Source organism: Sediminibacillus halophilus, from assembly GCF_900103695.1.
GTDB classification, from domain to species: Bacteria; Bacillota; Bacilli; order Bacillales; family Amphibacillaceae; genus Sediminibacillus; species Sediminibacillus halophilus.
The window spans coordinates 333,328-355,977 of the sequence record NZ_FNHF01000002.1; the positions used below are offsets into that span (position 1 = coordinate 333,328).

Here is a 22,650-nt window from a genome sequence, read left to right on the forward strand (position 1 = left end):
CCCCCTATGAACTTTCGGAGTAATTCCACAAAACTTTTTTTACAGCAAAAATAACATCCTCTATATCTTCTTCTGTCATTGCGGGGAAAAGTGGTAAAGAGATTATGCATTCATACAAATCCTCTGCGTTTGGACATATACCTCTTTTATAACCCAGTTCATGATAATACGGAAGAAGATGCACCGGAATGTAGTGCACATTAACACCAATATTCTCGCTTTGCAAGGCTTCAAAGATTGCTTTTCTACTTATGGAGATTCGACTTAAATTCAATTTTATAACATATAGATGCCAACTTGATTCTTTTTCATGGTTCTGAAACGGAATATCTAACAAATCCATTTTGGAAAAAGCTTCATTATACATAGCAGCATACCTTTTTCTTAGTTTCAAAAAATGCTCATTTTTTTTAAGTTGGCTAATACCTAATGCAGCTTGTATATCTGTCATGCGATAATTATAGCCCAGAAACTGCATTTCGTAATACCATGGCCCGTGGCTATCTTTAATTTTATTTTTGTCCCGAGTAATACCATGAGAGCGAAATTGTATCAGTTTATCGTAATAAGCACGGTTATTTGTAGTGATTATGCCCCCTTCTCCAGTAGTGATTTGTTTTACAGGATGAAAACTGAACATTGTCATATCACTTAATGATCCAACTTTTCTACCTTTATATGTTGCCCCTAAAGCATGTGCGGCGTCTTCAATGACAATAAGGTCATTTGCTTTAGCAATTTCATGAATCTCATCCAGATCTGCCGGTTGGCCTGTAAAGTCAACAGGAATGATAGCTTTTGTCCGATCTGTGATAGACTGAGCAACTTTCCTGGAATCAATATTATAGGTATCTCTATCAATATCTACAAAAACTGGAGTTCCGCCTTGATAGAGTATACAGTTTGCGCTAGCCGCAAAGGTCATTGGTGTAGTAATTACTTCGTCTCCATCCTGAATTCCAGCAGCAAAACAAGCGCCATGAAGTGCTGCTGTTCCACTTGAAAATGCTACCGCATATTTGGCATCTACATACTTTGCTATGGCTTGTTCAAACTTATCAATATAGGGGCCTGTTGTCAGATAATCTCCTCTTAACACATCGACAACAGCTTGTATATCTTCTTCACTAATCCATTGTTTGGAATATGGCAAATAAGCCTCACGTGATTTATTATTATTCTTTTTTTGGATAAATTCATTTTCTGAAGTCATTTAACTGACCTCTTCCACGAGTGTTTTCAATTCATCCACCGACAACCAATCCGTATTTGTGTCACTTGTATATTTGAATCCTTCGGGGAGTTTCTTTCCTTCTAGCTCATATTTATTCGTCCACCAGGGAAATTCCGGTTGAATGACATAGTATGTTTCGTATTCCAAGGTTCTTCGTGCATCATCCTCTGTTATCATTGTTTCGTGAAGTTTCTCACCAGGACGAATACCTACATAATTGATTTCACAATTCGGAGCAATGGATTTAGCTAAATCTACCACATTCATGCTTGGAATTTTGGGCACAAAAATTTCTCCTCCTTGCATTCTTAATAAACTATCTAGAACAAACTGCACGCCCTTATCTAAAGTTATCCAAAACCTTGTCATCCTTGAATCTGTAATAGGTATTTCTCCAGTAGCTTTCAGCTTTTGAAAAAAGGGCACTACACTGCCTCTACTACCAACCACGTTTCCATAGCGAACAACTGCAAACCTAGTATCTTTATCACCTGCATAAGAATTGGCCGCAACAAACAATTTATCGGAAGCTAATTTGGTAGCTCCGTATAAATTAACCGGACTAGCAGCTTTATCGGTACTTAAAGCAATAACACGCTTAACTTTACAGTCAATTGCAGCCTCTACAATATTTTGAGCTCCGTTTATATTTGTCTTTACTGCTTCAAAAGGATTATACTCGCAAGCACCAACATGTTTCATAGCAGCAGCGTGAATAACAATATCCACCCCATCAAAAGCTCTGTATAACCTTTCTTTATCCCGTACATCTCCAATAAAAAAACGTAGTCTTGAATCTGAATACTCCTGAGCCATTTCATATTGCTTAAGCTCATCACGACTAAAAACGATTACTTTTTTGACGTCTTGTTTCAGTATCCTTGAGATAAACCTTTTCCCAAATGATCCAGTTCCACCGGTGATCAAAATCACTTTATTCTTTAAATTCATAGATTGGCACCTCGAGTTTTTTTATAGCTTTGTTCAAACGTCGAATAGACAGGTTTAATATTCTTAGCATCTATTTTACATTCAGATAAAAACTTATTAAATATCTTCACAATGGTTTTGCCTTTAAGCACTTGGTCCTTAGTAAATCTGATAGATTGAATATTTTGAATGGTCACTTCTAATGTGATTCTAACCATAGGCTTTATAAAAACTTTATAATATGAATTATCGCTTAATCGTTTGAATTCTTTATCCAACTTATTAAACTGCCTCTCCAGATTGTTGACTTGATGTTTATTCACTAGTGAGTTTATTTGGTCTAGTATTTTCTCCAAGTTTTCTATTAGAACTCCATACTCCTTAAAAGATGAATTCATCGCTTCCTGTTTTTCCTTTACTTTATCTATATCATAATGAATATTAAGTTTTGTAAACCAATTTTCCTCTACAACGGGGAATGATAAATGATTTAATATTAACTCATTAAGAGGTATGAATGTTGTTCCTTTTATGCTTGCTCCACCGACAGTGGTATTAAATACTTTTATATTTGTTGATGAGATATATTGTTCCAACTCCTGCTTCATGTTGAAAAAACCTTTACTTGTCAAAATACTATTTCCATCGACATCTTTTATAGTAATAGCTTTGTTTTTAACTTCCTCTGTTATGGAGTACTCTTTTCCCATACTACTGTAATCAATTCCCTTAGAATAAAACTCGCTGCCTTTATATGCAAGATTTTGGCCAACAAGGATAATGGAACTCACCTTTAACCTAACTAATAATTGTAGAGTTACGATTGCTATTGAAGATGCATCGTTTATTACAGCATCTGTTTCTTCTTTTCCTAGATAATACTGGGAGACTGTATCCTGGCTCATGATCATATGAGCTTTTGGTCCTGAATACCTTTTTATAGTTTCATAACCCACACTACTGCCAAAGATAAGAGGGACTTCCAGTCCCTTATTAATTAACTCTTCATAAACTTTATAATTGTGATCTTGCGGGTCATACGTACATACTGCATCAGGAATAATATCATTGTTTATTAGAGCTTTATTTGCTGAGCCAACTGCGAAAATATAAGCCAATTTATTTTTCTTTATATATCGGAGATTTTCTAATTCATTACTCAAAGAAGGGCCGGCTGCTACTAAAATAACCGGCAGTCCTTCCATTATACTTGAATTTCCAGAGTTTAAAATGTTTGGTGTGCTTAAAACCTCTGGGAAATTTTTCATGCTGTTGATTGTCCAAAGCTTTTCAAATGCTAAATTAGTAAAAAATGAAGTTTTTTTATCCTTCATCTTATTTTTGAATAAATTCAAAAAATAATGATACTCTTTCTCGAATATTTTTTCATAACTAGGAAGGGAAACAAAAAGCACGTTATTACCCAACTGATTAACAAATTGACTCACCATTCGTTTTACATCATCTTCGGAAGTTCCTAAATAAATATTTTTAATTTGTTTTTCATTAAAATCTTCTATTTTTTTATTAGCAAGAAAATGGTAAAAAACAGCTGGTTGCGGTTCATATAATGTATAAGTAAGATTAGGGTGTCTTTCCATAAATGCTTTCACGTGATAGCCCATCCCGACTCCGTAGAAAAAGACTTGTTTATATTGATGAATGTTCTTTTCATACTTTTCAATTAACCGCTGTGCTTCTTTCTCAGGATCATACTTGCTATGTATAGATACCATACCAGTTTCAGACAATATTTCTAGGGAAGGTTGTCCTGTTCTAGATTTCACCACGTTAATAGGCTTAGCTAATAATTCATCTTCATTATTTTTCAAAAAGGCACGAATAGATCGATAATGTTTTCTTAAATAATTTATATTATCAATTAACATTCAAACGTTCTCCTTCTCGATCAATTGTTTCTGTTACCTCAGTTTTCAAAGCAGAAATTATTTCCAGGATTTCATATTGTAGTATGTCAGCAATCAGTATTTGGTCCTTAGCTTCCATTGCTGCTTCCAAAGCATTCAGTTCTTTTTCAAATGTACTCATTGCTTTTAAATATTCATTCCAGTTTCCTGGCTTATGCTTACTGCTTTTGATAATCTCGAATAGTTGGTTGATCCATTGCAACCCTTCCATTAATTGCCCCAGTTTTACCCACGAACTGCTAGTTGGTCCCTGATAGAATTCATCAATCAGTATTTGTAGTTCAGGATTTACCCTTATTAAATAATTCTCGGCAGAAACTAATAAATCGTTGATAAACTCACCGACTGTTTTCATCACTACCTTTATATATCTAATGGAAGTGACTTTTTCTTCAATTCTAAGCTCAAAATCTTCGAAAATCTCTTCTCCATCAATAATTAAATGACTAAAAGATAGTTCCGATTCATTTACCCCTGATTCAATTTCCTTTATTATCCGTTCAATTGAAGATAGACTGTTTTCCAATTCAATCATACGCTCATTTATTTCCACTAACATTATAAAAAACCTCCACCATAAAAGTCATGTTATTATACTATTTATATCGGCAAAAATCGACATTTTTCAATAGAATTGACTACAAACTCTTTAAATTTACGATGGGATAGACAGAGGATATAAAAAAAACACCGTCACTATGACGGTGTTTTTTTTATTACTTATTGAAGAAGTTGTAGTACGCCTTGTGGCTGTTGGTTAGCTTGAGCCAGCATAGACTGGGAAGCTTGAGAAAGGATGTTATTCTTAGTGAATGCCATCATTTCTTTTGCCATGTCAACGTCTCTGATACGAGATTCAGCAGCAGTTAGGTTTTCAGAAGAAGTACCTAGGTTATTGATAGTATGCTCTAAACGGTTTTGGTTAGCACCCAATTTGGCTCTTTCAGAAGACACAGTTTCGATTGCAGTATCGATTGTTGTGATCGCAGCGTTAGCTCCAGACTGGGAAGAAATATCAACGCTGGCTACAGAAATACCGCTAGCAGACATATCATTTACGTCCAACGTGATATTCTGATCAGCATTGGATCCAATATGGAAAGTAACTGCTCCACTTCCAGCAAGGTCACCGTTAAGAAGGTTCTTACCGTTGAATTGCGTATCTCCAGCAATTCTGTCGATTTCGTCAACTAGTTCACTTACTTCTTTTTGTAGCTCTTCACGATCTTTGTCGCCATTTGTATCGTTGGCAGCTTGAACAGATAATTCACGCATACGCTGTAAAATGTCATGAGTCTCGTTCAGTGCACCTTCAGCAGTTTGAATAAGACTTACACCGTCTTGAGCGTTTTTAGAAGCCATATCCAACCCGCGGATTTGTCCACGCATTTTTTCAGAAATTGCAAGACCTGCAGCGTCATCTCCGGCTTTGTTGATGCGAAGGCCAGAAGAAAGCTTTTCCAAAGATCCTTGAGTTGCATTTTGGTTACCTGTTAGTTGGCGGTGTGTGTTTAACGCCGCAATGTTGTGATTAATTCTCATTATTTTTCCTCCTTGAATAAGTAAATACTCCCACTTCCTTGTGGTGAGACCAATGAACCAAAGCGGCCGTCTTTGGTATCGATTGGCTTACATTTATATTATCGGTGGCAATTCGATAATGTTTAATCTTTTTTTGCATTATTTTTTAATAAATTCAATAAATCTGTTGAAACTTGCGCAGCTTCACTGTTTTCCCTTTGGATTTCCAAGTATACTTCCTTACGATGAATGTCGACGTTTTTCGGCGCTGAAATCCCCAGCTTCACCTGTTCTCCGTCTATTTCAATTAATGTAATCTCTATATCTTCGCCTATTTGTATTGCTTCGTTTATCTTCCGGGTCAATACGAGCATTATTAATCCTCCTTTTCCTTAGAGGAGGCCGCAGCAATCAACGGTTCTCTTGTACTATAATCTTTTTTATTGGTGATGAATTGCTTTCCTTTCCGTTTGGTCATGTTAACAACAATAGGTGCCTGCAAATTCATTGTACTTTTTTCAAACGGATCTTTCAGGGAAAGAATCGATAAGATAACAACATCACCTTCCTGTTGTATTTCTAATGTTTCTACTAAACTTCGATCTAAATCAATATCATAATCAGATCTAAAATGGAAAGGATTTGTCACAATAAATGCCAGCTGCTGGTTTTTGACAGACTGCATGATTTGGAACACAGGATTTTCAGGAAAATCCAAAAGTATAAATTCTCTCTCTGCATTGAAGCCAGGAATGCCTTGAGGGAATTCTATCGTTTCATTTTGGTCTACCTCAACTGAACCTATGTACTTTGTTTGTATTTTCATCTAATCATCCTTTTATATCATCATTTCAAAGTTGAGATTTTTAAATTTTAAATTGTTAAAGTCGATGGAAAGGCTTTGTCTTTCCAAAAGTGACGTTTCTACTTCACCAGGTTGATTATTGATAATTGGCTTGTTTGGCTTGTTTTCAATTATCGGCTCATGCGTTTGGACATTTATCTTCAGCTCGGACGGCTGGTAATCGGTTTTTACGGCAAAATGGGATGGAATCCAGCCAATATTGAAATGCTTCATTGGTTTTTCCCCGTTTTGTTTTCCTTGAACGGCTATCGGGTTTCCTCCATTTTCGATTTTCATCAACTGCTCCCCTTGGCTCACTCTTCGCTGCATGCCCTTATACACTGCCTCTTTCCCCTTTTGTGCTGCTTCAGAAATGCTCTTGGCTGCACTCTTAAGATTCATATCCTCCCAAGCCTTTGATTGATCAATAGTCATTTTAGATGGTCTTCGTTGTATCGTAATTTCAGCTTTGGGTTGCCTGATTGTTTGATCTGCTTTTGGTTGTACAATGGTTTGCTGTACTGGCGTCTGTGTGATTTGAATCTTTGCCAGTTTAGATTGCATCCTGACCTGAGGCAGCTGCATAATTTTCCTCCATTCCCTTCATAGTAAAAAGCCTTGCCGCTCATACAGAGGGCAAGTGCTTTCACCTAATTATTTATCGTAGAAAATCTGTCAAAGTTGGCTGTATAATCCGTGACCCGGCACTCAGTGCTGCCCTATGAACACTCTCCTGAGTAGTTAGCTTCATGATGACTTTTTCTAAATCGATATCTTCATTATCTGACATCATTTTGTTAGCCGTAACTTCCTGAGAAGAAAGGCGATCTTCTATAAGGTCTAACCGGTTCATACGTGCACCTAAGTCAGCACGCTCATTTACTACATTATCGATATGGTTATCCAGCGAAGCAATATTGGCATCCAGTTCTCCATCAGGTATATCAGACCTTAAGGCATCAGAGAAAGCTTGAATATCGTCAAACAAATCACTACTAAATACTTCCCCAGCATCAATATTAGCCTTTAACTTTGTACCACTGGCCACTTCAACTACAACGTCTCCGCCACCCTCCTGGACTACACCATCAATAACAGGAGGCGTATCGGTTTTCGTACCATTGAAGATATATTTACCGTTGACTTTCGTATTGGCAATATCAGCCAAATGATCACGCAATTGATCCACTTCTTGCGCAATGTTTTCCCTTTGCCCCTCTTCATACGTACCATTACTACCTTGAACAGCCAATTCTCTAAGTCTCTGAAGAGCTTGCGTAGCTTGATCCAATGCCGAATCAGAGTTATCCATCCAATTATGAACTTCACTAGTATTTCGTTGGTATTGTTCAATTTCAGTCACTTGTGTGCGGTAATTCATCCCTTTCATGGCGACAACCGGGTCATCAGAAGGGCGATTAATCTTTTTACCTGTAGACAACTGGTCCATATATTTCCCCAAGCTATCATAACTGTTACTTAAATTTCTTAGCATATTATTCGATAACATACCTTGTGTTACGCGCATTTTCTGTCACCTACCTTCCGACTAATCCCATATTATTGATGATTCGGTCGAGCATTTCATCCACGGTCGTCATATTTCTTGCTGCCGCGTTATAGGCATGTTGGAATTTAATCATATTGGTCATCTCTTCATCCAACGATACAGCACTGACCGATTGTCTATTTTCATCCACTTGGTCACGGAGCACGGTAGCATTCCCTTGCATCCGCTCAGCTTCCTGAGCAACTACAGCCATTTCCCCGATAATTCCTTCATAGTAGGTTTGTATCGAAGAGTTCTGGCCTAAATCGCCGACGCCTTTTTTACGCATTGCCTCAGCCATCGCAAGCGCATTTTCACCATTACCGCTATCTCCATTGGCACTGACGGCAATCAAGTCACTATCTTCTTTAATTGCCTCAGATACTGTTATAGATGCTGCAGCATTATCTGTATCGTCAATAACAAAGAATTCCTGTCCAGGGTCTCCATTGGCGTCAATCCCCTGAGAATGAACTTCATTAAGTGCGGCAGCTAGGTTTCTGGCTAAAAAGTTCAATTCTTCCAACATATCCGGATATTCCCCGACTGCTTCACCACCATCTATGTAACCGTTGGATTCCATGAGGGCTTTCATTTTACCCTGAGAAGAAAAGTCAGCCGCAGCAATGGAGTCAGTCGATGTTTCATTGCCATCCTTGTCAATGGTTGTAAAATTGAATTGCTCTACATTTTGTTCATCATCGAGGCCTATTTCCATTTGCTTATATTCGCCAGATGAAGCGTCGATCAAGGTGGTGTCTGTATCCTTTCCTTGTCCGTCAGCCAAAGTGATGGTTGCTTTTCCCTGTGCAATCGCACTTGGCTGTCCACCGCTGCTTTCATAGGAAACATTGATGTTCACGAGGCCAGAGAGTTTATCGATACATCTGTCTCGTTCATCATATAAATCATTAGGTACCAGACCGTGGGGTTCAATCTCCCCAATTTGTTTGTTTAAGTTGTTTATCTGCCTGACTAATGAATTTATCTCCTTTTTCGTAACATTCATTTCTTCCTGCAAATTGCTTCTTTCTGAATTTAAAGAATCGGAAACATAATTAAACGTCTCAGCCACCGCAGTACCCCTTTGCACCGCAACAGATCTGGAGCCCTCATCTTTATTTGTAGCAAGGTCTTGCAGCGATTGCCAAAAGCGATCCATTGTCTTGGATAGCCCTTGTTCCGTTGGCTCGTTCATGATACTTTCCATTTGCTCCATCGCACTTGCTTTGGAATCGTAATAACCAAACTTGGCATTCTCACTGCGGTACTGCTTGTCTAAAAATTGGTCACGAACACGTTCAATCGAGCCTGCCTGAACACCGCTTCCAACTTGTCCAGGAATTTCCGGTCGGTTCCTCGATGCTGGAGGGTACGGGCCGGTCTGCTCAAAATTGACCCGCTGTCTGGTATAACCCTCTGTATTAGCATTGGCAATATTATGACCGGTTGTATATAAAGCGGACTGTTGGGTGGTTAGCGCACGCCTGGCTACCTCTAATCCATTAAAAGTTGAACTCACACTGGTTACTCCTCTCTCCTGCTACGCTTTCGAATCAAACAGCGACCGTTTCGATGGTTGTGGTTGCTGCTGACTTTTGGTATTACCGTAATTCATGTTTTTCAAAGATGGATCCATCATATCGATCGACATTTGGATGAATTGCAAAGACTGCTTGGTTAAGTCCCGATTCAAGTTTTCTTGTTGTTTTAGATCATAAAGTACATTTGTCAGTTTTAAAAAGCGACTTTCCAGATCTATCTTCTCCTGTTTATCTTCCAAGCTTTCGAGAATGACAGATACTGTGGCAGCTTCCGGTTCGATCTCGGCTTCGCTTGCCCACTCTCCCACTTCCTGTTGCCGTTGCTTCTCGACCTGATTAATCGCCTGTACATGCTTTCTTTCCTGCAGCATCAACGTTTGCAGTTTGTCCGTATCTCCATCTTTCAACGTTTCCGTTTTTTCCTTGGACAAGGTCAACAAGCTTTCATGAAGTTTGATCAAACGCTGTAATGATTCAACTACGGGTTGAACGGACATACGATGTCCTCCCTTTTTTTACGGTTGGTTATTCCAAAACGCAATCATTTTCCTGGCTGTCTGTTTTGGATCGATGTTATATTCGCCAGACTCCACTGCCTGCTTGATTTCCTGTACCCGCTTTTGCCGCGCAGGGTCAGGTTTGGCGGTTTCCTGCAGTTGCTTTGCCTGACTCGATATTTGCAATTTATCTTCTTTATTTTTCATTTCCTGTTTCACTTCCGCCTGCTTTTGCAGTTGTTTTTGGTACGGATTAAAGTTGGATTGAATGGTACCATTAATCTTCAATGCACTGCACTCCTTTCACGGTTAACTGGCGTACATGCTCTTAATTTTAATATCGGCAGGTTGGGAGTATTGTTTAATAGAAAGTCATTGTTTTTTTTCGACTGTATAGTAGGTATTGACTTCGGGCACGTTTTGTCTATTACGATCGGAAATTTCATCTAGTTTTTTCTGTTCATCCAAGTCGGATTTCATCTCGTTCATGCAATTGTTGCATAACTTGCCGTCGGAAATCTTCGTTCCGCAGCGTTCGCACGGAAAGGTCAAATTTGGAAACTGCGACGCCCGTAAGCGTCTTTCTTTAACAAATTTAAAGATAATTTCCTCATCGACTCCGGTTGCTTCAACAATTTCCGGGACAGTTGCCTGCCGGTTTTTTCGCGGACGCAGAAAATCGTAAACCGTCGTGTAAGCACGCTCCTCCTCTTTGTAACAATCCTGGCAAATTGAACGGACGCCAGACACAAAAAGTGTACCACAGCGTGGACAGTTCATTAATTCTCCCATCGTAGTTCCCCCTAAAAGCATTTTTCGTTCATTATAGCACATGACCTCCCGAACAGTGACAAGAAATTGAGATGTTTTGGAAGGCGAGAGGGATGGGGGTCAGTCCCTCCGAAGCGAAGATAAGATCTTCTAGCGGACTTGGGGACTGACCCCAAAACAGGTGTTTTCCTTCTCCATTTACTTAGAAATGCTGAAATATCGGAGATTAGAGTGGAAGAAGGTCTGTCACCAATTGGGTGTTTCATTCCTGTATTAGGAGTTTGGGGCCTGACCCTTCAACTTTTATTAGGAAGCCCTTTTTGGAGGGACTGTCCCCTGCTTAGCTTCGGGCGAGGGTGAGGGAGTATACTTCTGGGCAGCCGTGGCTCTTCAAGGTTCGTGCGGCGTGGCGTAGGGTGGTTCCGGTGGTGTAAATGTCGTCGATCAAAATAACTGGTTTGTCGGTCGGCTTAATTAACGTAAAGGGGTTTTCGGTATGAATTCGCTGCCGGCGTGTCTTCTTGGACTGTTTTTCCCCATGTGTTCTTGTCAACAGCTGCTCCGCTGGTTTCCCCAATACGTCAATTATCGCTTCTGATTGGTTGAAACCGCGTTCGTACAGCCGCTCTTCGCTTAATGGAATCGGAACCAAAACCGCCTGCTTCCGGAGGTGCTTACTGAATGCTTTCCGAAAAGTATCCTGTAAACCAATCCCGAAGACTTCGCGCAGTTTGTAATCGCCACGATATTTCCACTTGGCGAGCATGACTCGCATCCGCTCGTTATAGACATAAACGGAACGGTTTTGTGTAAGGACTCCTTGCCATTGTGACAGCTGCTCCCAACGGCGGCAGTCTCTACAAGTCTCCCCTCCCCGTCCAACTTGGCGACCGCACTTATTACACAGATATCCGTCCAGCTTCTCCAACGCTGCTTCACACTCCCTGCATAAATAAGTCACTCTGTCAGGCAGCAGCAAGCTCCCCCAATGAACTTCCGTAACCATCTCTTTGTCACACCATAAGCAATGCATCAGATTTTCACCGCCCGGTTGTTCATCGCGTTAATCGAACGGACAGCAGCAACCATTGCCTTCGTTTTCCCAGCATGAAAAAACAGTACTTCTCCCTCTGGATCATCCGGGCTTCTCCCCGCCCGTCCGGCGATTTGCACCAGTGCTGCCTCATCAAACACAGCATGCCCGGCGTCCAGTACGACGACGTCGACCGATGGAAAGGTGACACCGCGTTCCAATATGGTCGTAGTGATCAGTACCTGCAGCTCTTGATTGCGGAATTGTTGCACTTTGGCTTCCCTTTCTTCATCGGCAGCATGAACGGAAGCAATTACCGTATCGCCGAGCTTATCTCTCAACAACGGACCGATTGCTTTCTCCATGTTGCCTGCAAGTTCGACATATGGCACAAATAGTAACAGCTGCCGTTCCGGATGGTGACGCCGCTTCAGCCAGTTAAAGAAAGCAACTGGCGGCATATTGTTTTGCAAGGATTTTTTCATGTGACTGGAAAGGATCAGGCGGGGGACCGGAAGTGGGCGACCATGGAAGCGAATTGGTACAAAAACAGAATCCAATTGACCATGTTCAAGGCGACGACGTTGTTTTTTTCTCGGAGTGGCGGTCAAATAGATACGGGCCGATGCTGATTTTGCTGCTCTGGATGCAGCGAACGGCAATGAAGGATCTTCATGATATGGAAACGCGTCGATTTCATCGATAACCATGACATCGAATGCGCGAGCAAACCGCAGCAATTGGTGGGTGGTGGCCAACACTAGCTGACCGTCAGCCGCTTTCTTTTCACTTCCGCCATACAAACCGGAAATCGATGTGTCCGGAAACGCATGACGAAACCGTGGCAAAAGCTCCCGGACTACATCGGCGCGCGGTGTTGCCAGACAAACACGCTTGCCCGCTTCCAATGATCTGCCAATTCCGGCAAAAAGCATTTCTGTTTTACCTGCTCCACATACCGCCCAAGTCAAAAGTTCGCCAACACCCGCTTCCATCACTTCCCTTATACGATTGGAAGCTTGCTGTTGGGCAGCTGTCAGCTCTCCGTCCCACCCGCAGGCTTTTCCCCGAACCGGCCATGTTGGATGCGGACCTGTCCAAACGTATAACGGCTGGCATTCCAGTACCCTTCCCATTTCCACACAGTTACGGCAATAGACATGGGTTTGATTACAACGGGCACAAGGAATATCAGCAAACTTCCGGCGAAGCTTGTTGCCGCAACGGCGACAGCGCCAGCCCCACCAATAGGACTCAATCGCTTCGACAGCTCGAAACATGCCTATCTCGTTTAATTCGTTCCAAACAGCATCCTTGATTTGAATTTCTTCACGAAGCAGTAATTTTCCCGAAAAATGATTGGCAAGGGAAGGTAACTCTTTTGCGTATAATTTCTTTGCAGGTGTTTCAGAGGAAATACTAGTAGAGGGAATCCAGTCAAAAGAAGGATAAAAATACGACCGGATCGAGGAAAGTGTAGAAATGAAAACCAGCTCCTTTTCATAATAAATCCATGTCCCGCCGCTAAAGACGGGACATAGCTATATAATAGTTAAAAATGATAGCAAGAAGCTTATTTAAAATACCAGCAAAGTCCGATGGCGCCTTCACCAAGATGGGTACCGATGACGGGACCAAAATAACTAACGACCACTTCGGCGTTCGGATATTTAGCTTCGAAATCCTGTTTCATCTGCTGCGCCTCTTCCTCACGCAGTGAATGAATCACGGCCGCCCGGATCGGCTTTCCCGATTCGGCATCAGCGGCGAATAAATCTTCAATACGCTTCAGAGCACGCTTGCGAGTGCGGATCTTTTCAAACGGAACGATTTTTTTATCTTCAAAATAAAGCAGCGGCTTTACCTGAAGCATACTGCCCAGTAAAGCCTGTGCGCCATTCAAGCGTCCGCCTCTGTGCAGGTTGCTCAAGTCGTCGACCATAAAATAGGCAATCATCGACTGTTTCATCTCATCGAGCCTGCCAAGAATTTCTTCGACGGTTGCATCGTTTGCGGCCATTTCTGCTGCCTCCAGCGCATAAAAACCTTGTACCATACAGCTCATTTCGGAATCGTATGGATAGACTTCGATGTCATCAACCATTTTCCCGGCAGAACCGACTGCCTCGAACGTACCGCTAATTCCGCTTGATAAGTGCACAGAAATGACAGCATCATAATCCTTCGCCAATTCCTCCAGCTTTTCGGTAATCAACCCGATTGACGGCTGGGAAGTTTTCGGAAGCTCTGTAGCAGCCTTCACCTTCGGATAAAACTCCTCTGCCGTGATATCGACTTCCTCCTGATAAGACTCTTTCTCAAAAATGACATTGAGCGGCACCATATGTATATGTTTTTCGCGCCGGACCTCTTCCGGTAAGTAAGCCGTACTATCTGTCATTACAGCAATTTTCATAAAATCTACCTTTCATGGACAAAATTTCATTCATGCTTGCCTTCCATTTTACTAGCAGGTGCTCTCATAATCTAGCACAAAAATAGGCCGTGCGCTATTTTTAATAGAATCACTTCCATTTCGAAAAAAGGCAGATCTCGTAATCTACAAAAGCCGGGGATAGCCCCGGCTTTTCTTCGCTGTTTGTTTATAAGACTTCTACCCAGCCATTCCGAATGGCCGAAACGACTGCCTGTGTACGATCGTTTACATTCATTTTTTGCAAGATGTTGCTGACATGGTTTTTGACTGTTTTTTCACTGATATACAATGCTTCCGCAACACCGCGGTTGCTCTTGCCGTCAGCCAACAACTGGAGTACTTCACACTCTCTTCTTGTCAGCAAATGCAATGGTTTGCGATAATCGATCTGCTTTTCCACCGGCTTGTTGGCACTTTCCTCTGCCAGTCTGCGATACTCCTGGACAAGGTTGTGGGTTACTTTCGGATGGAGATATGAACCGCCCTCACTGACGACCTTGATCGCTTCGATTAACGCATCAGAATCCATTTCCTTCAGCAAATACCCTTGTGCGCCGGTTTTCAAGGCATGTGTGACATAGTTCTCGTCATCATGAATCGATAAAATAATGACGCTGATATCCGGGTGTTTCTCGATCAAATCCGACGTTGCCTGGACACCGTTGAGGTTTGGCATATTGATGTCCATCAATACGACATCTGGATTGTACTCTTCCACCAGCTTCACAGCAGTGGAACCGTCATCTCCTTCAGCGACAACATTGAATGAAGGCTCAAAATCCAGAATTCTCTTCACACCTTCACGGAATAACTTGTGGTCATCGACTAGTAATATATTGGTTGTCATACTCTGCTCCTCCTAATTGCATGAAGTGAAACTTCCTTCAGCGGGGAATGCATGCCCGCCAATGGCCAGAATAAATCAACATGTAACAGAGACAGTAGCACCCCCGCCGCCATGCGCGTTGATTTTTCTTCTTGTTGTATTAGTTGCTATGATTTCTACCACCAGTTACTAAACCTTTCTGCTGTCGCAGTATATCTCTTTCTCTTATTATACATGATATAGCTGGATTTGTATTAATTTGAGCCAGTTTATCTAAGATTTTATGGTCAACAAATTACGACAATTGTCGATCCAGCTATTCCTCCGGCTGATTCAACGGCACGTTGATGATAACGGAAGTGCCTTCGTTGATTTTGGAATAAATATCTATTTCCCCGTCTAACATTTCAACACGTTCCTTCATGCCGATGATACCGAATGACTTTTCCCTTCTGTTCCCCATTTCAAACCCTTTTCCATTATCCTTAATGACTAAACCGACTTTGTCTTTCATGATTTCCATTTTCACTTGAATTAAGTTCGCCTCGGAATGCTTGACGGCATTTTGCACAGATTCCTGCATTAACCGGAACAATGCCACCTCATATTTGGTATCCAGTCGTCGCTGCTCGCCGAGCGGAGTGAATTGGATTTTTATCCGATTATATTCTTCGGTATTCGTCAAATACTTTTTAATGGTTGGAACAAGTCCTAGATCATCAAGTGCCATCGGCCGCAAATCATAAATAATCCGCCGTACCTCCGACAAAGACGTATGGACCATTTTCCGCATGCTTTTCATTTCCTGGACAGCCTCTTCGACACTCCGCTCCCGGAACGTTCGGTCCACCAATTCAGAGCGTAAAAGGATGTTTGCCAGCATCTGGGCAGGACCATCATGCATTTCCCGGGACAAACGTCTGCGTTCCTCTTCTTGCGCTTCGATGATTTTCAACCCGAATTCCTGTTTTTGGTGGGCATCCTGGAGGACTTCGGAAACTTGCTTAAAATCATCATTTAAGTAATTAAGCACAACCGAGATTTTCCCGACCAGGCCTTCCGCCCGCTTGATTGTCTGTTCCAGGGAACGGAGACGGCGCTCGATTTCATCCCGTTTTTCACGGAGGTTTTTCTCTTTTTCCCGTTTCATTGTCAGCTTGGATTGTAACGTATGGGTTTGATCATAAACTTCTCTAATTTCTTTTTCTGTAAAATTATCAAAATGTTTACTAACTTCAGATAGTCTAATTCTGGAGAAACGAACTTTTTGCTCAAGATCGTCGCCTTCTTCGATAACATGGATGACTTTACGCTTCGTTTCAGCTAATTCGTTTTGCAGTTGCTCATATTCTTTACGTGACTCTTCGCCTATGTAAAAAACTTCATCCTTACTGTTTTCCACGGTATCAATCATCTCAGTTATAATGTGATCCAATGCTTTCTCATCTGCTTTCTTTGTCATCTTTCTCCACCTATCTCCTCATAGTACATTCGAAGGATAAATCAGGCTTATGGGGGTAATTTTCCCTGTACTGCTAAAATTTTTTATAAAAAGTTCCTTCAAATATTTCCAAACTGCCCAAAAAAGCCCAGCACACGCGATCTGTGGTTTCTCAATTATTTGCGGTGCTTGTTCTTACTTTATATAATGAAGATTTAGGAGGTTAAATGCAAGATGCTAAATAGCTATTTTACCGTGAAATCCGAGGGGTCCGATGAAGTCGTCATTCAAAAATCGCGCTTTATCGGCCATGTAAAACGAGTCGAGACCGAAGAAAAAGCACAAGCCTTCGTCAGTGAAATCAAAAAAAGACACCATGATGCTACCCATAACTGTTCTGCCTACATGATTGGAGAACAAAATCTTATTCAGAAAGCAAATGATGACGGGGAACCGAGCGGTACTGCCGGTGTTCCGATTCTCGAGGTTTTGAAAAAGAAAGACCTGAAAGATACCGCAGTTGTGGTCACCCGTTATTTCGGAGGAATCAAGCTCGGTGCAGGCGGATTGATCCGCGCATATTCAAGTACCACCTCTCAGGCATTGGAAACAACCGGCATCGTGAAACGCCAACTGATGCAAAATTTCCTCGTCACAGCTGACTATGCTTTGCTGGGCAAACTAGAAAACCAGCTGCGCAATTCGCAATATTTGTTGAAAGACATTGCTTACCAGGAAAACGTAGAATTCTCGGTCTATGTCGAAAGTGGACAAGAAGAAGGTTTTACCGAGTGGATGGTGGACTTGACCAGTGACCAGGCTGAAATTAAAACCGGGGGGAGCTCCTACTTGGAAATCGATGTTTGATCCATTTTTTCGACAAAATTTATTTCCCGGGAAATTTTTCAGTGGAAAGAGGAAAGGCAATCCCTCTGTGAAAATTCACCGGATTGCCTACACACTTACTTTGGATAATGCCGCTTTGTCGGCGATGACTTGGACATTGGGATGAGTTTGCAAAATCGATGCCGGAAAGTCTTCTGATACTTCCCCATGGAGAAGTTGGTCCAATGCCCGGGCCTTTTTCTCCCCTGATACAAGCAATACAATTTGTTTGCTCTTCATAATGGTTGCAATACCCATCGTGATTGCTTGCTCGGGTACATCTTGCTCACTTTCAAAAAAACGGGCGTTGGCTTTTCTGGTTGAAGGTGCCAGATCGACGATATGGGTTTTGGTCGAAAACGGGGTTCCCGGTTCATTAAACCCGATATGGCCGTTCGTCCCAATCCCTAATAATTGCAGGTCGATTTCGTGATGATCCATCAACAGCTGCTCATATTGCTCACATTCGCGCTGCAAGTCTTCCGCCTTTCCGTTGGGCACGAAAGTCTTTTGCTTATCGATGTCAATATGGTCGAAAAACTTTTTGTCCATGAAATACCGATAGCTGTTCGGATCGCTCCCCAACATTCCTACATATTCATCAAGATTGAAGGATGTCGTATGGCGAAAGGAGACCTTTTCGCTTTGATGTGCCTCGATCAAGCGTTTATAAACGCCCTCGGGTGTCGAACCTGTAGCCAGGCCGAGCACCGGCTTTTCCAAGCTGTTCACTGTTTCCATGATTAATTGGGCACCAGCCTCGCTCATCGCCTGGTAATCCTCTACTTGTTTAATTTCCACTGTTGTTTGCCTCCTTGTATGCCAATACTCCACGACAAAACGAATATTTCACCGACACGTCGTCTTCCACGAGCAAAACATCCGCATCTTTTCCTGGAGCCAAGCTGCCTTTCCGCTCATACATATTGATTTGTTTTGCCGGATTGATTGCCGTCATCGTGATAATATCCTGCAATGTCGCATCGGTAGTTTCCAGCATGTTTTTTGCACCCTGATTCATTTTTAATATCGATCCGGCAAGGGTCCCGTCACTTAACGTCGCCCTATCCTCTGTTACTGTCGCCTCCTGTCCACCGAGGTCGTAGGTTCCTGGTTTCAAACACTTTGCCCGGAGTGCGTCGGTAATCAACAGGAGTCGTTCACTGCCTATGTTTTGATAGATGAAATCGATCATTTCCGGTGAAACATGGATTTTATCGGCAATCAGCTCGCTTTTCAATTCTTCGAGGGTAAGAGCCGCTCCAACCACCCCGATATCCCGATGATGAATCGGCGACATCGCGTTGCATAAATGGGTGACCTGCTTGACACCGTGCTCGACTGCTTTGCGCATATCGGCAATCGTTGCTGCGGTATGCCCAGCTGACACGTTAATACCTTGACCGGCTAGATACCTGGTTAAAGCTCCGTCCTCGTCCTTTTCTGGAGCCATCGTGATTGTCTTGATCATGTTACCGGATATACGCTGCCATTTTTCAAATTGTTCAACCTCCGGAGTGAGAATATGCTCCTTCGGCTGGGCACCGGCTTTGCTTTCCTCGATAAACGGTCCTTCTAAATGGATACCGATGATTTCAGCTTGTGCCGGCTTATTTTGATAGGATGCCACGTTTGTCAGGGCACGGTGGATGTTATTCGTCGATTGGGTAATCGTCGTAGCCAGAAAGCTGGTGGTTCCTTCTTTCGGAAGGGCAGAAGCCATCGTCTCCAGTGCCTCCGGGGTTGCATCCATGACGTCTGCACCATTGGCACCATGAATATGGCCGTCGATAAATCCCGGAATGGCGTTGAGACCGTTTCCGTCTATGCTGGTTGCTACAGGAGTTTTTTTGTCCTCCAGTTGGTTCATATGTCCGATTTCCTTTATTTTTCCATACTCAGCCACTAAATATCCGTTATCTATGACTTCTTTTTCCGCGAAAACCTTGACATTTTTTATGAGTAACGTGTCTTCGTTCGCCACTGTCGCTCGCCTCTTTCCTGTTAATTGCAAAAAAAGCATCATAATGAAGTTACTTTTAAGGTATCATAATGAGATATAGTTGTCTATACATTAAGATAAGTATATACTTAGCCGGAATATTTTGATAAAATTTTTTTAGTTACGTAAGTTTTTTCTAATCAAGCCAGCTGATGAAAGGAGATGGATATGGTCGATAAAAATTCGCCGTTACCTATATATTATCAATTGGAAGAAGAAATTAAACAGCTTATTAAAACCGAACAGCTTAAGCCGGGGGAACTACTCCCTTCTGAGCGGGAATATGCTGAGAAACACCATATCAGCCGCATGACTGTCAGGCAGGCCATCAACAATCTGGCCGCAGAAGGATTGTTGTTTCGACAAAAAGGCAAAGGCACCTTCGTTGCCGAGCAAAAATTTGAGCAAAATTTACAAGGGCTGACCAGCTTTAGTGAAGACATGCGTGCTCGCGGGCTTAAACCCTCCAGTAAACTGGTCAGTTTTGAGAGGATCGAAGCGGATGAAAAACTGGCTGCCAATCTGGCGGTGCAAGTAGGAGCACCGATTTTTAAAATCGAGCGGATTCGGATGGCCGACCAAGCACCACTAGCTGTCGAAACCATTTACACCTCCGAGAAAATCGTTGGAAACATGACAAGAGAAGACTTCGCTCCGTCTTTCTATGACTATATCGAAAACACCTTAGGATTCACCATCAAGCATGCCAACCAGGAAATCGAATCGGCGCTTGCCAATGAAAAGGAAATCAAACACTTACAGCTTGACCCGGGCGATCCCGTCTTATTGATCGAACGGCTCACCTACCTAAGCAATGACGAACCATTTGAATACGTAAAATCCGCCTACCGTGCAGACAAATACAAATTCAAACTCCACATGCCCCGCTGATATCAAGCGGTGGAAAGCCGCGGGCACCAACAGGGGTCAGGCCCCGATTGCTCACTTTAAAACTTAAATGACTGATAGAAACCGTGGTGGGGTCAGTCCCCACCACGGTCTTTTCTTATATACTACAATTAAAAAAACTTGTAACCATGGGTTTCATACAAAACGGGGGACTGACCCCGAATGCTGTTGAATCGCTTAATTTAGGATTTTACGCTGTTTTGGGGTCAGTCCCCGGAACCCTGTGGCCTCACGAAAAGCCCCGGCTGTTTGAACAACAGCCGGGGCTTTTACGGTTTCACCTTTATTTTATTTCAACAATATTGGCTTGGTTGGCTTTAATGCTTCCGCTTTGCACCAATTTCACTTGATTATTTTCTCCAAGATTTGTGAAGATGATAGGTGAAATGGCAGAAGATGCGTTTTCTTTAATATAGGCAAGATCAACCTGCAGGAGTTTGTCTCCCTTTTTCACTTGCTGACCTTCCTCTACAAAGACTTCAAACCCATTTCCTCCAAGCTGCACGGTATCCAGCCCTACATGGACTAGGACCTCGTGTCCGCTCTCAGCTTTAATTCCGACAGCATGCTTGGTCGGAAAAACATTAATAATTTTACCGTCGACTGGAGCAACAAACAACCCTTCGTCCGGCTCGATTGCAAATCCATCCCCCATCATTTTTTGAGAAAACACTTCATCGGGCACTTGCGTAAGATCGATCACTTTTCCAGTAGCCGGAGCAACAAAATCAGCCCCGCCAAGTTCTTCTAAAGCTCCCTGATTATCCTCGGCCTGATCATTTACTGGCTCTTCTCCCGGAGCTTCCATGTTATTGGTATCCATCCGCTTCCGCATCGCTTCAGCCAGGAAATCAACAGTAGTGCCGACCACGACATGTAAATTACGTTTGTTCAATTTCATGACACCATTGGCACCTTGACGTTTCAATGCCTTCTCGTCGACTTCCTCCATGTTGTTCATTTCCAAACGGAGCCTGGTCGCACAATAGTCCAGGTTTTTAATATTTTCCGGACCACCCAGTGCTTGTAAGTAATGATAAGCTTTAGCATCATAATTCTTACCGCCTTTTGAAACGATGCCGCTCTCGTCGGCGTGTTCTTCGTCCTCGTCCTCACGGCCAGGTGTTTTCAAATCTAGTTTGATAATTAACACGTAAAACACCACAAAATAAATCGCTGCGAAGACCAACCCTTGGATAAACAGAACGATCGGATTTTGTGCTATACCGAAATTCAGAACATAATCGATGAAACCTGCCGAAAAGCCAAAGCCATGTCGGACATCCAGCCATAAGGCAACCATCATTGATATACCCGTCAATACGGCATGTACTACATACAATAATGGAGACAAGAACATGAACGAAAATTCAATCGGTTCCGTGACCCCTGTCAGGAATGCAGTGAATCCGATACTAAATAACATCCCGCCAACTGCTGCACGGCGTGTCTTTTTAGCCGCCGCATACATTGCAAGACATGCAGCTGGCAGACCGAACATCATGATTGGGAAGAATCCGGCAAGGAAAGTACCTGCTGATGGATCCCCTTTCAGGAATCGGTTGATTTCTCCTCGAACCGGTTCAGAAGCTCCGTCCGGTACGAACGAACCAAAGTCAAACCATACGAGGGTATTGATCACATGGTGCAAGCCGACTGGAATCAAGAGTCGGTTGAAAAAGCCATATGATCCGACGCCAAGTGCTCCTGCACCAAGCATCCATTCACCCAAACCGTTGATCACTGCTTGGATTGGCGGCCAGATAATTCCGAAGATACCGGATAAAATCACCATGACAATTGCTGTAATTATCGGAACAAACCTTTTTCCGCCAAAAAACGCCAGCCAGTCTGGCAGCTGGATATTCGAATATCGGTTGTATAACAGACCTGCTACAATTCCGGCAATAATACCACCAAATACACCCATATCCAAATCCTCGCCAAATGCTCCAACACCGCCTGTTAGTACCAGGAAGGCGACAGCGCCCGACAAAGCGGCCGCGCCGCTTCCATCCCGAGCAAACCCCATTGCGACACCAATCGCGAAAATCAGTGCAAGGTTATCTAATATCCCGCTTCCTGCCTGGCTGATAAACTGGATATCCAACATATCGTCGGCACCCAGTCTAACCAGCAAAGCAGCTGCTGGAAGCATAGCGATTGGGAACATTAATGATTTTCCAATCCGCTGTAAAAACGCTAACATTTGTTTCACTCCTCTTGCTGTTTTTGAAAACGCTGTAGAAAGTATAACATCCTTAATATATAGATGTCTATACCAATTTTCTCTAAGGGG

General features: G+C 42.5%; 23 protein-coding genes. 2 read left to right on the forward strand and 21 right to left on the reverse strand.

What is annotated here, in order from left to right:
• Window positions 1-4 precede the first annotated feature (4 nt).
• From pseC to BLR82_RS08700, 18 genes are all read right to left on the reverse strand, one after another.
• Window positions 5-1,213 (reverse strand): UDP-4-amino-4,6-dideoxy-N-acetyl-beta-L-altrosamine transaminase, encoded by a 1,209-nt coding sequence (gene pseC, locus BLR82_RS08615; RefSeq protein WP_074598600.1) that lies wholly within the window; start codon window positions 1,211-1,213, stop codon window positions 5-7.
• Entirely contained in the window at window positions 1,214-2,185 is a 972-nt protein-coding gene (gene pseB, locus BLR82_RS08620) for a UDP-N-acetylglucosamine 4,6-dehydratase (inverting) (RefSeq protein ID WP_074598601.1), read from the reverse strand. It abuts the gene before it with no gap.
• A complete protein-coding gene (locus tag BLR82_RS08625; protein WP_074598602.1) occupies window positions 2,182-4,053 on the reverse strand; it encodes a motility associated factor glycosyltransferase family protein in 1,872 nt (623 codons plus the stop codon). Before BLR82_RS08625 ends, pseB begins: the two co-directional genes overlap by 4 nt.
• Window positions 4,043-4,651, reverse strand: coding sequence for a DUF8042 domain-containing protein (locus BLR82_RS08630; protein ID WP_074598603.1), 609 nt, complete (start codon window positions 4,649-4,651; stop codon window positions 4,043-4,045). Before BLR82_RS08630 ends, BLR82_RS08625 begins: the two co-directional genes overlap by 11 nt.
• 161 nt (window positions 4,652-4,812) lie before the next feature.
• A complete protein-coding gene (locus BLR82_RS08635) occupies window positions 4,813-5,634 on the reverse strand; it encodes a flagellin N-terminal helical domain-containing protein (protein WP_074598604.1) in 822 nt (273 codons plus the stop codon).
• 122 nt (window positions 5,635-5,756) lie between these two features.
• Window positions 5,757-5,987: a carbon storage regulator CsrA gene (gene csrA / locus BLR82_RS08640; RefSeq protein WP_074598605.1), complete on the reverse strand. Its 231-nt coding sequence runs from the start codon at window positions 5,985-5,987 to the stop codon at window positions 5,757-5,759.
• Window positions 5,988-5,989: 2 nt separating this feature from the next.
• The gene (fliW, locus tag BLR82_RS08645) at window positions 5,990-6,439 is read right to left on the reverse strand and encodes a flagellar assembly protein FliW (protein WP_074598606.1); all 450 of its coding nucleotides are present in this window, start codon (window positions 6,437-6,439) and stop codon (window positions 5,990-5,992) included.
• A gap of 12 nt (window positions 6,440-6,451) precedes the next feature.
• Window positions 6,452-7,042 (reverse strand): DUF6470 family protein, encoded by a 591-nt coding sequence (locus BLR82_RS08650; RefSeq protein WP_074598607.1) that lies wholly within the window; start codon window positions 7,040-7,042, stop codon window positions 6,452-6,454.
• 73 nt (window positions 7,043-7,115) lie between these two features.
• A complete protein-coding gene (gene flgL, locus BLR82_RS08655) occupies window positions 7,116-7,985 on the reverse strand; it encodes a flagellar hook-associated protein FlgL (protein ID WP_074598608.1) in 870 nt (289 codons plus the stop codon).
• A 10-nt stretch (window positions 7,986-7,995) separates the two neighbouring features.
• Window positions 7,996-9,528: a flagellar hook-associated protein FlgK gene (flgK, locus tag BLR82_RS08660; protein WP_074598609.1), complete on the reverse strand. Its 1,533-nt coding sequence runs from the start codon at window positions 9,526-9,528 to the stop codon at window positions 7,996-7,998.
• Between the two features lie 21 nt (window positions 9,529-9,549).
• Window positions 9,550-10,047, reverse strand: a complete 498-nt coding sequence (locus BLR82_RS08665) for a flagellar protein FlgN (RefSeq protein WP_074598610.1) — start codon at window positions 10,045-10,047, stop codon at window positions 9,550-9,552.
• A gap of 18 nt (window positions 10,048-10,065) precedes the next feature.
• Entirely contained in the window at window positions 10,066-10,335 is a 270-nt protein-coding gene (gene flgM, locus BLR82_RS08670; RefSeq protein ID WP_074598611.1) for a flagellar biosynthesis anti-sigma factor FlgM, read from the reverse strand.
• Between the two features lie 84 nt (window positions 10,336-10,419).
• A complete protein-coding gene (locus BLR82_RS08675) occupies window positions 10,420-10,839 on the reverse strand; it encodes a TIGR03826 family flagellar region protein (protein ID WP_074598612.1) in 420 nt (139 codons plus the stop codon).
• Between the two features lie 319 nt (window positions 10,840-11,158).
• Window positions 11,159-11,851: a ComF family protein gene (locus BLR82_RS08680; protein ID WP_074598613.1), complete on the reverse strand. Its 693-nt coding sequence runs from the start codon at window positions 11,849-11,851 to the stop codon at window positions 11,159-11,161.
• Complete coding sequence (locus tag BLR82_RS08685; RefSeq protein ID WP_083334777.1) at window positions 11,851-13,131, reverse strand: ATP-dependent helicase ComFA; 1,281 nt, start codon at window positions 13,129-13,131, stop codon at window positions 11,851-11,853. Before BLR82_RS08685 ends, BLR82_RS08680 begins: the two co-directional genes overlap by 1 nt.
• A gap of 293 nt (window positions 13,132-13,424) precedes the next feature.
• Window positions 13,425-14,267, reverse strand: a complete 843-nt coding sequence (locus BLR82_RS08690; protein WP_074598615.1) for a DegV family protein — start codon at window positions 14,265-14,267, stop codon at window positions 13,425-13,427.
• Between the two features lie 187 nt (window positions 14,268-14,454).
• The gene (locus BLR82_RS08695) at window positions 14,455-15,135 is read right to left on the reverse strand and encodes a response regulator (RefSeq protein WP_053218567.1); all 681 of its coding nucleotides are present in this window, start codon (window positions 15,133-15,135) and stop codon (window positions 14,455-14,457) included.
• Window positions 15,136-15,430: 295 nt separating this feature from the next.
• Window positions 15,431-16,576, reverse strand: coding sequence for a sensor histidine kinase (locus BLR82_RS08700; RefSeq protein ID WP_074598616.1), 1,146 nt, complete (start codon window positions 16,574-16,576; stop codon window positions 15,431-15,433).
• Window positions 16,577-16,789: 213 nt separating this feature from the next.
• Here BLR82_RS08700 and BLR82_RS08705 point away from each other — a divergent pair, with 213 nt between their 5' ends.
• On the forward strand, window positions 16,790-17,422 hold the full coding sequence (locus BLR82_RS08705; RefSeq protein ID WP_074598617.1) for a YigZ family protein: 633 nt from the start codon (window positions 16,790-16,792) through the stop codon (window positions 17,420-17,422).
• A gap of 87 nt (window positions 17,423-17,509) precedes the next feature.
• Here the strand turns inward: BLR82_RS08705 and nagB are convergent, their stop codons facing one another.
• Together nagB and nagA are read right to left on the reverse strand one after the other, a co-directional pair.
• Window positions 17,510-18,241 carry a glucosamine-6-phosphate deaminase gene (gene nagB / locus BLR82_RS08710; protein WP_074598618.1) on the reverse strand — a complete coding sequence of 244 codons (732 nt, stop codon included), beginning with the start codon at window positions 18,239-18,241 and terminating at the stop codon, window positions 17,510-17,512.
• Window positions 18,231-19,424 (reverse strand): N-acetylglucosamine-6-phosphate deacetylase, encoded by a 1,194-nt coding sequence (gene nagA, locus BLR82_RS08715; protein ID WP_245693724.1) that lies wholly within the window; start codon window positions 19,422-19,424, stop codon window positions 18,231-18,233. Before nagA ends, nagB begins: the two co-directional genes overlap by 11 nt.
• 186 nt (window positions 19,425-19,610) lie before the next feature.
• Between nagA and BLR82_RS08720 the strand changes: the two genes are divergently transcribed.
• Window positions 19,611-20,333 (forward strand): GntR family transcriptional regulator, encoded by a 723-nt coding sequence (locus BLR82_RS08720; RefSeq protein ID WP_074598619.1) that lies wholly within the window; start codon window positions 19,611-19,613, stop codon window positions 20,331-20,333.
• A gap of 301 nt (window positions 20,334-20,634) precedes the next feature.
• On the opposite strand, the gene nagE is transcribed toward BLR82_RS08720, so the two are convergent.
• Window positions 20,635-22,560 (reverse strand): N-acetylglucosamine-specific PTS transporter subunit IIBC, encoded by a 1,926-nt coding sequence (nagE, locus tag BLR82_RS08725; protein WP_074598620.1) that lies wholly within the window; start codon window positions 22,558-22,560, stop codon window positions 20,635-20,637.
• Between the last annotated feature and the right edge of the window lie 90 nt (window positions 22,561-22,650).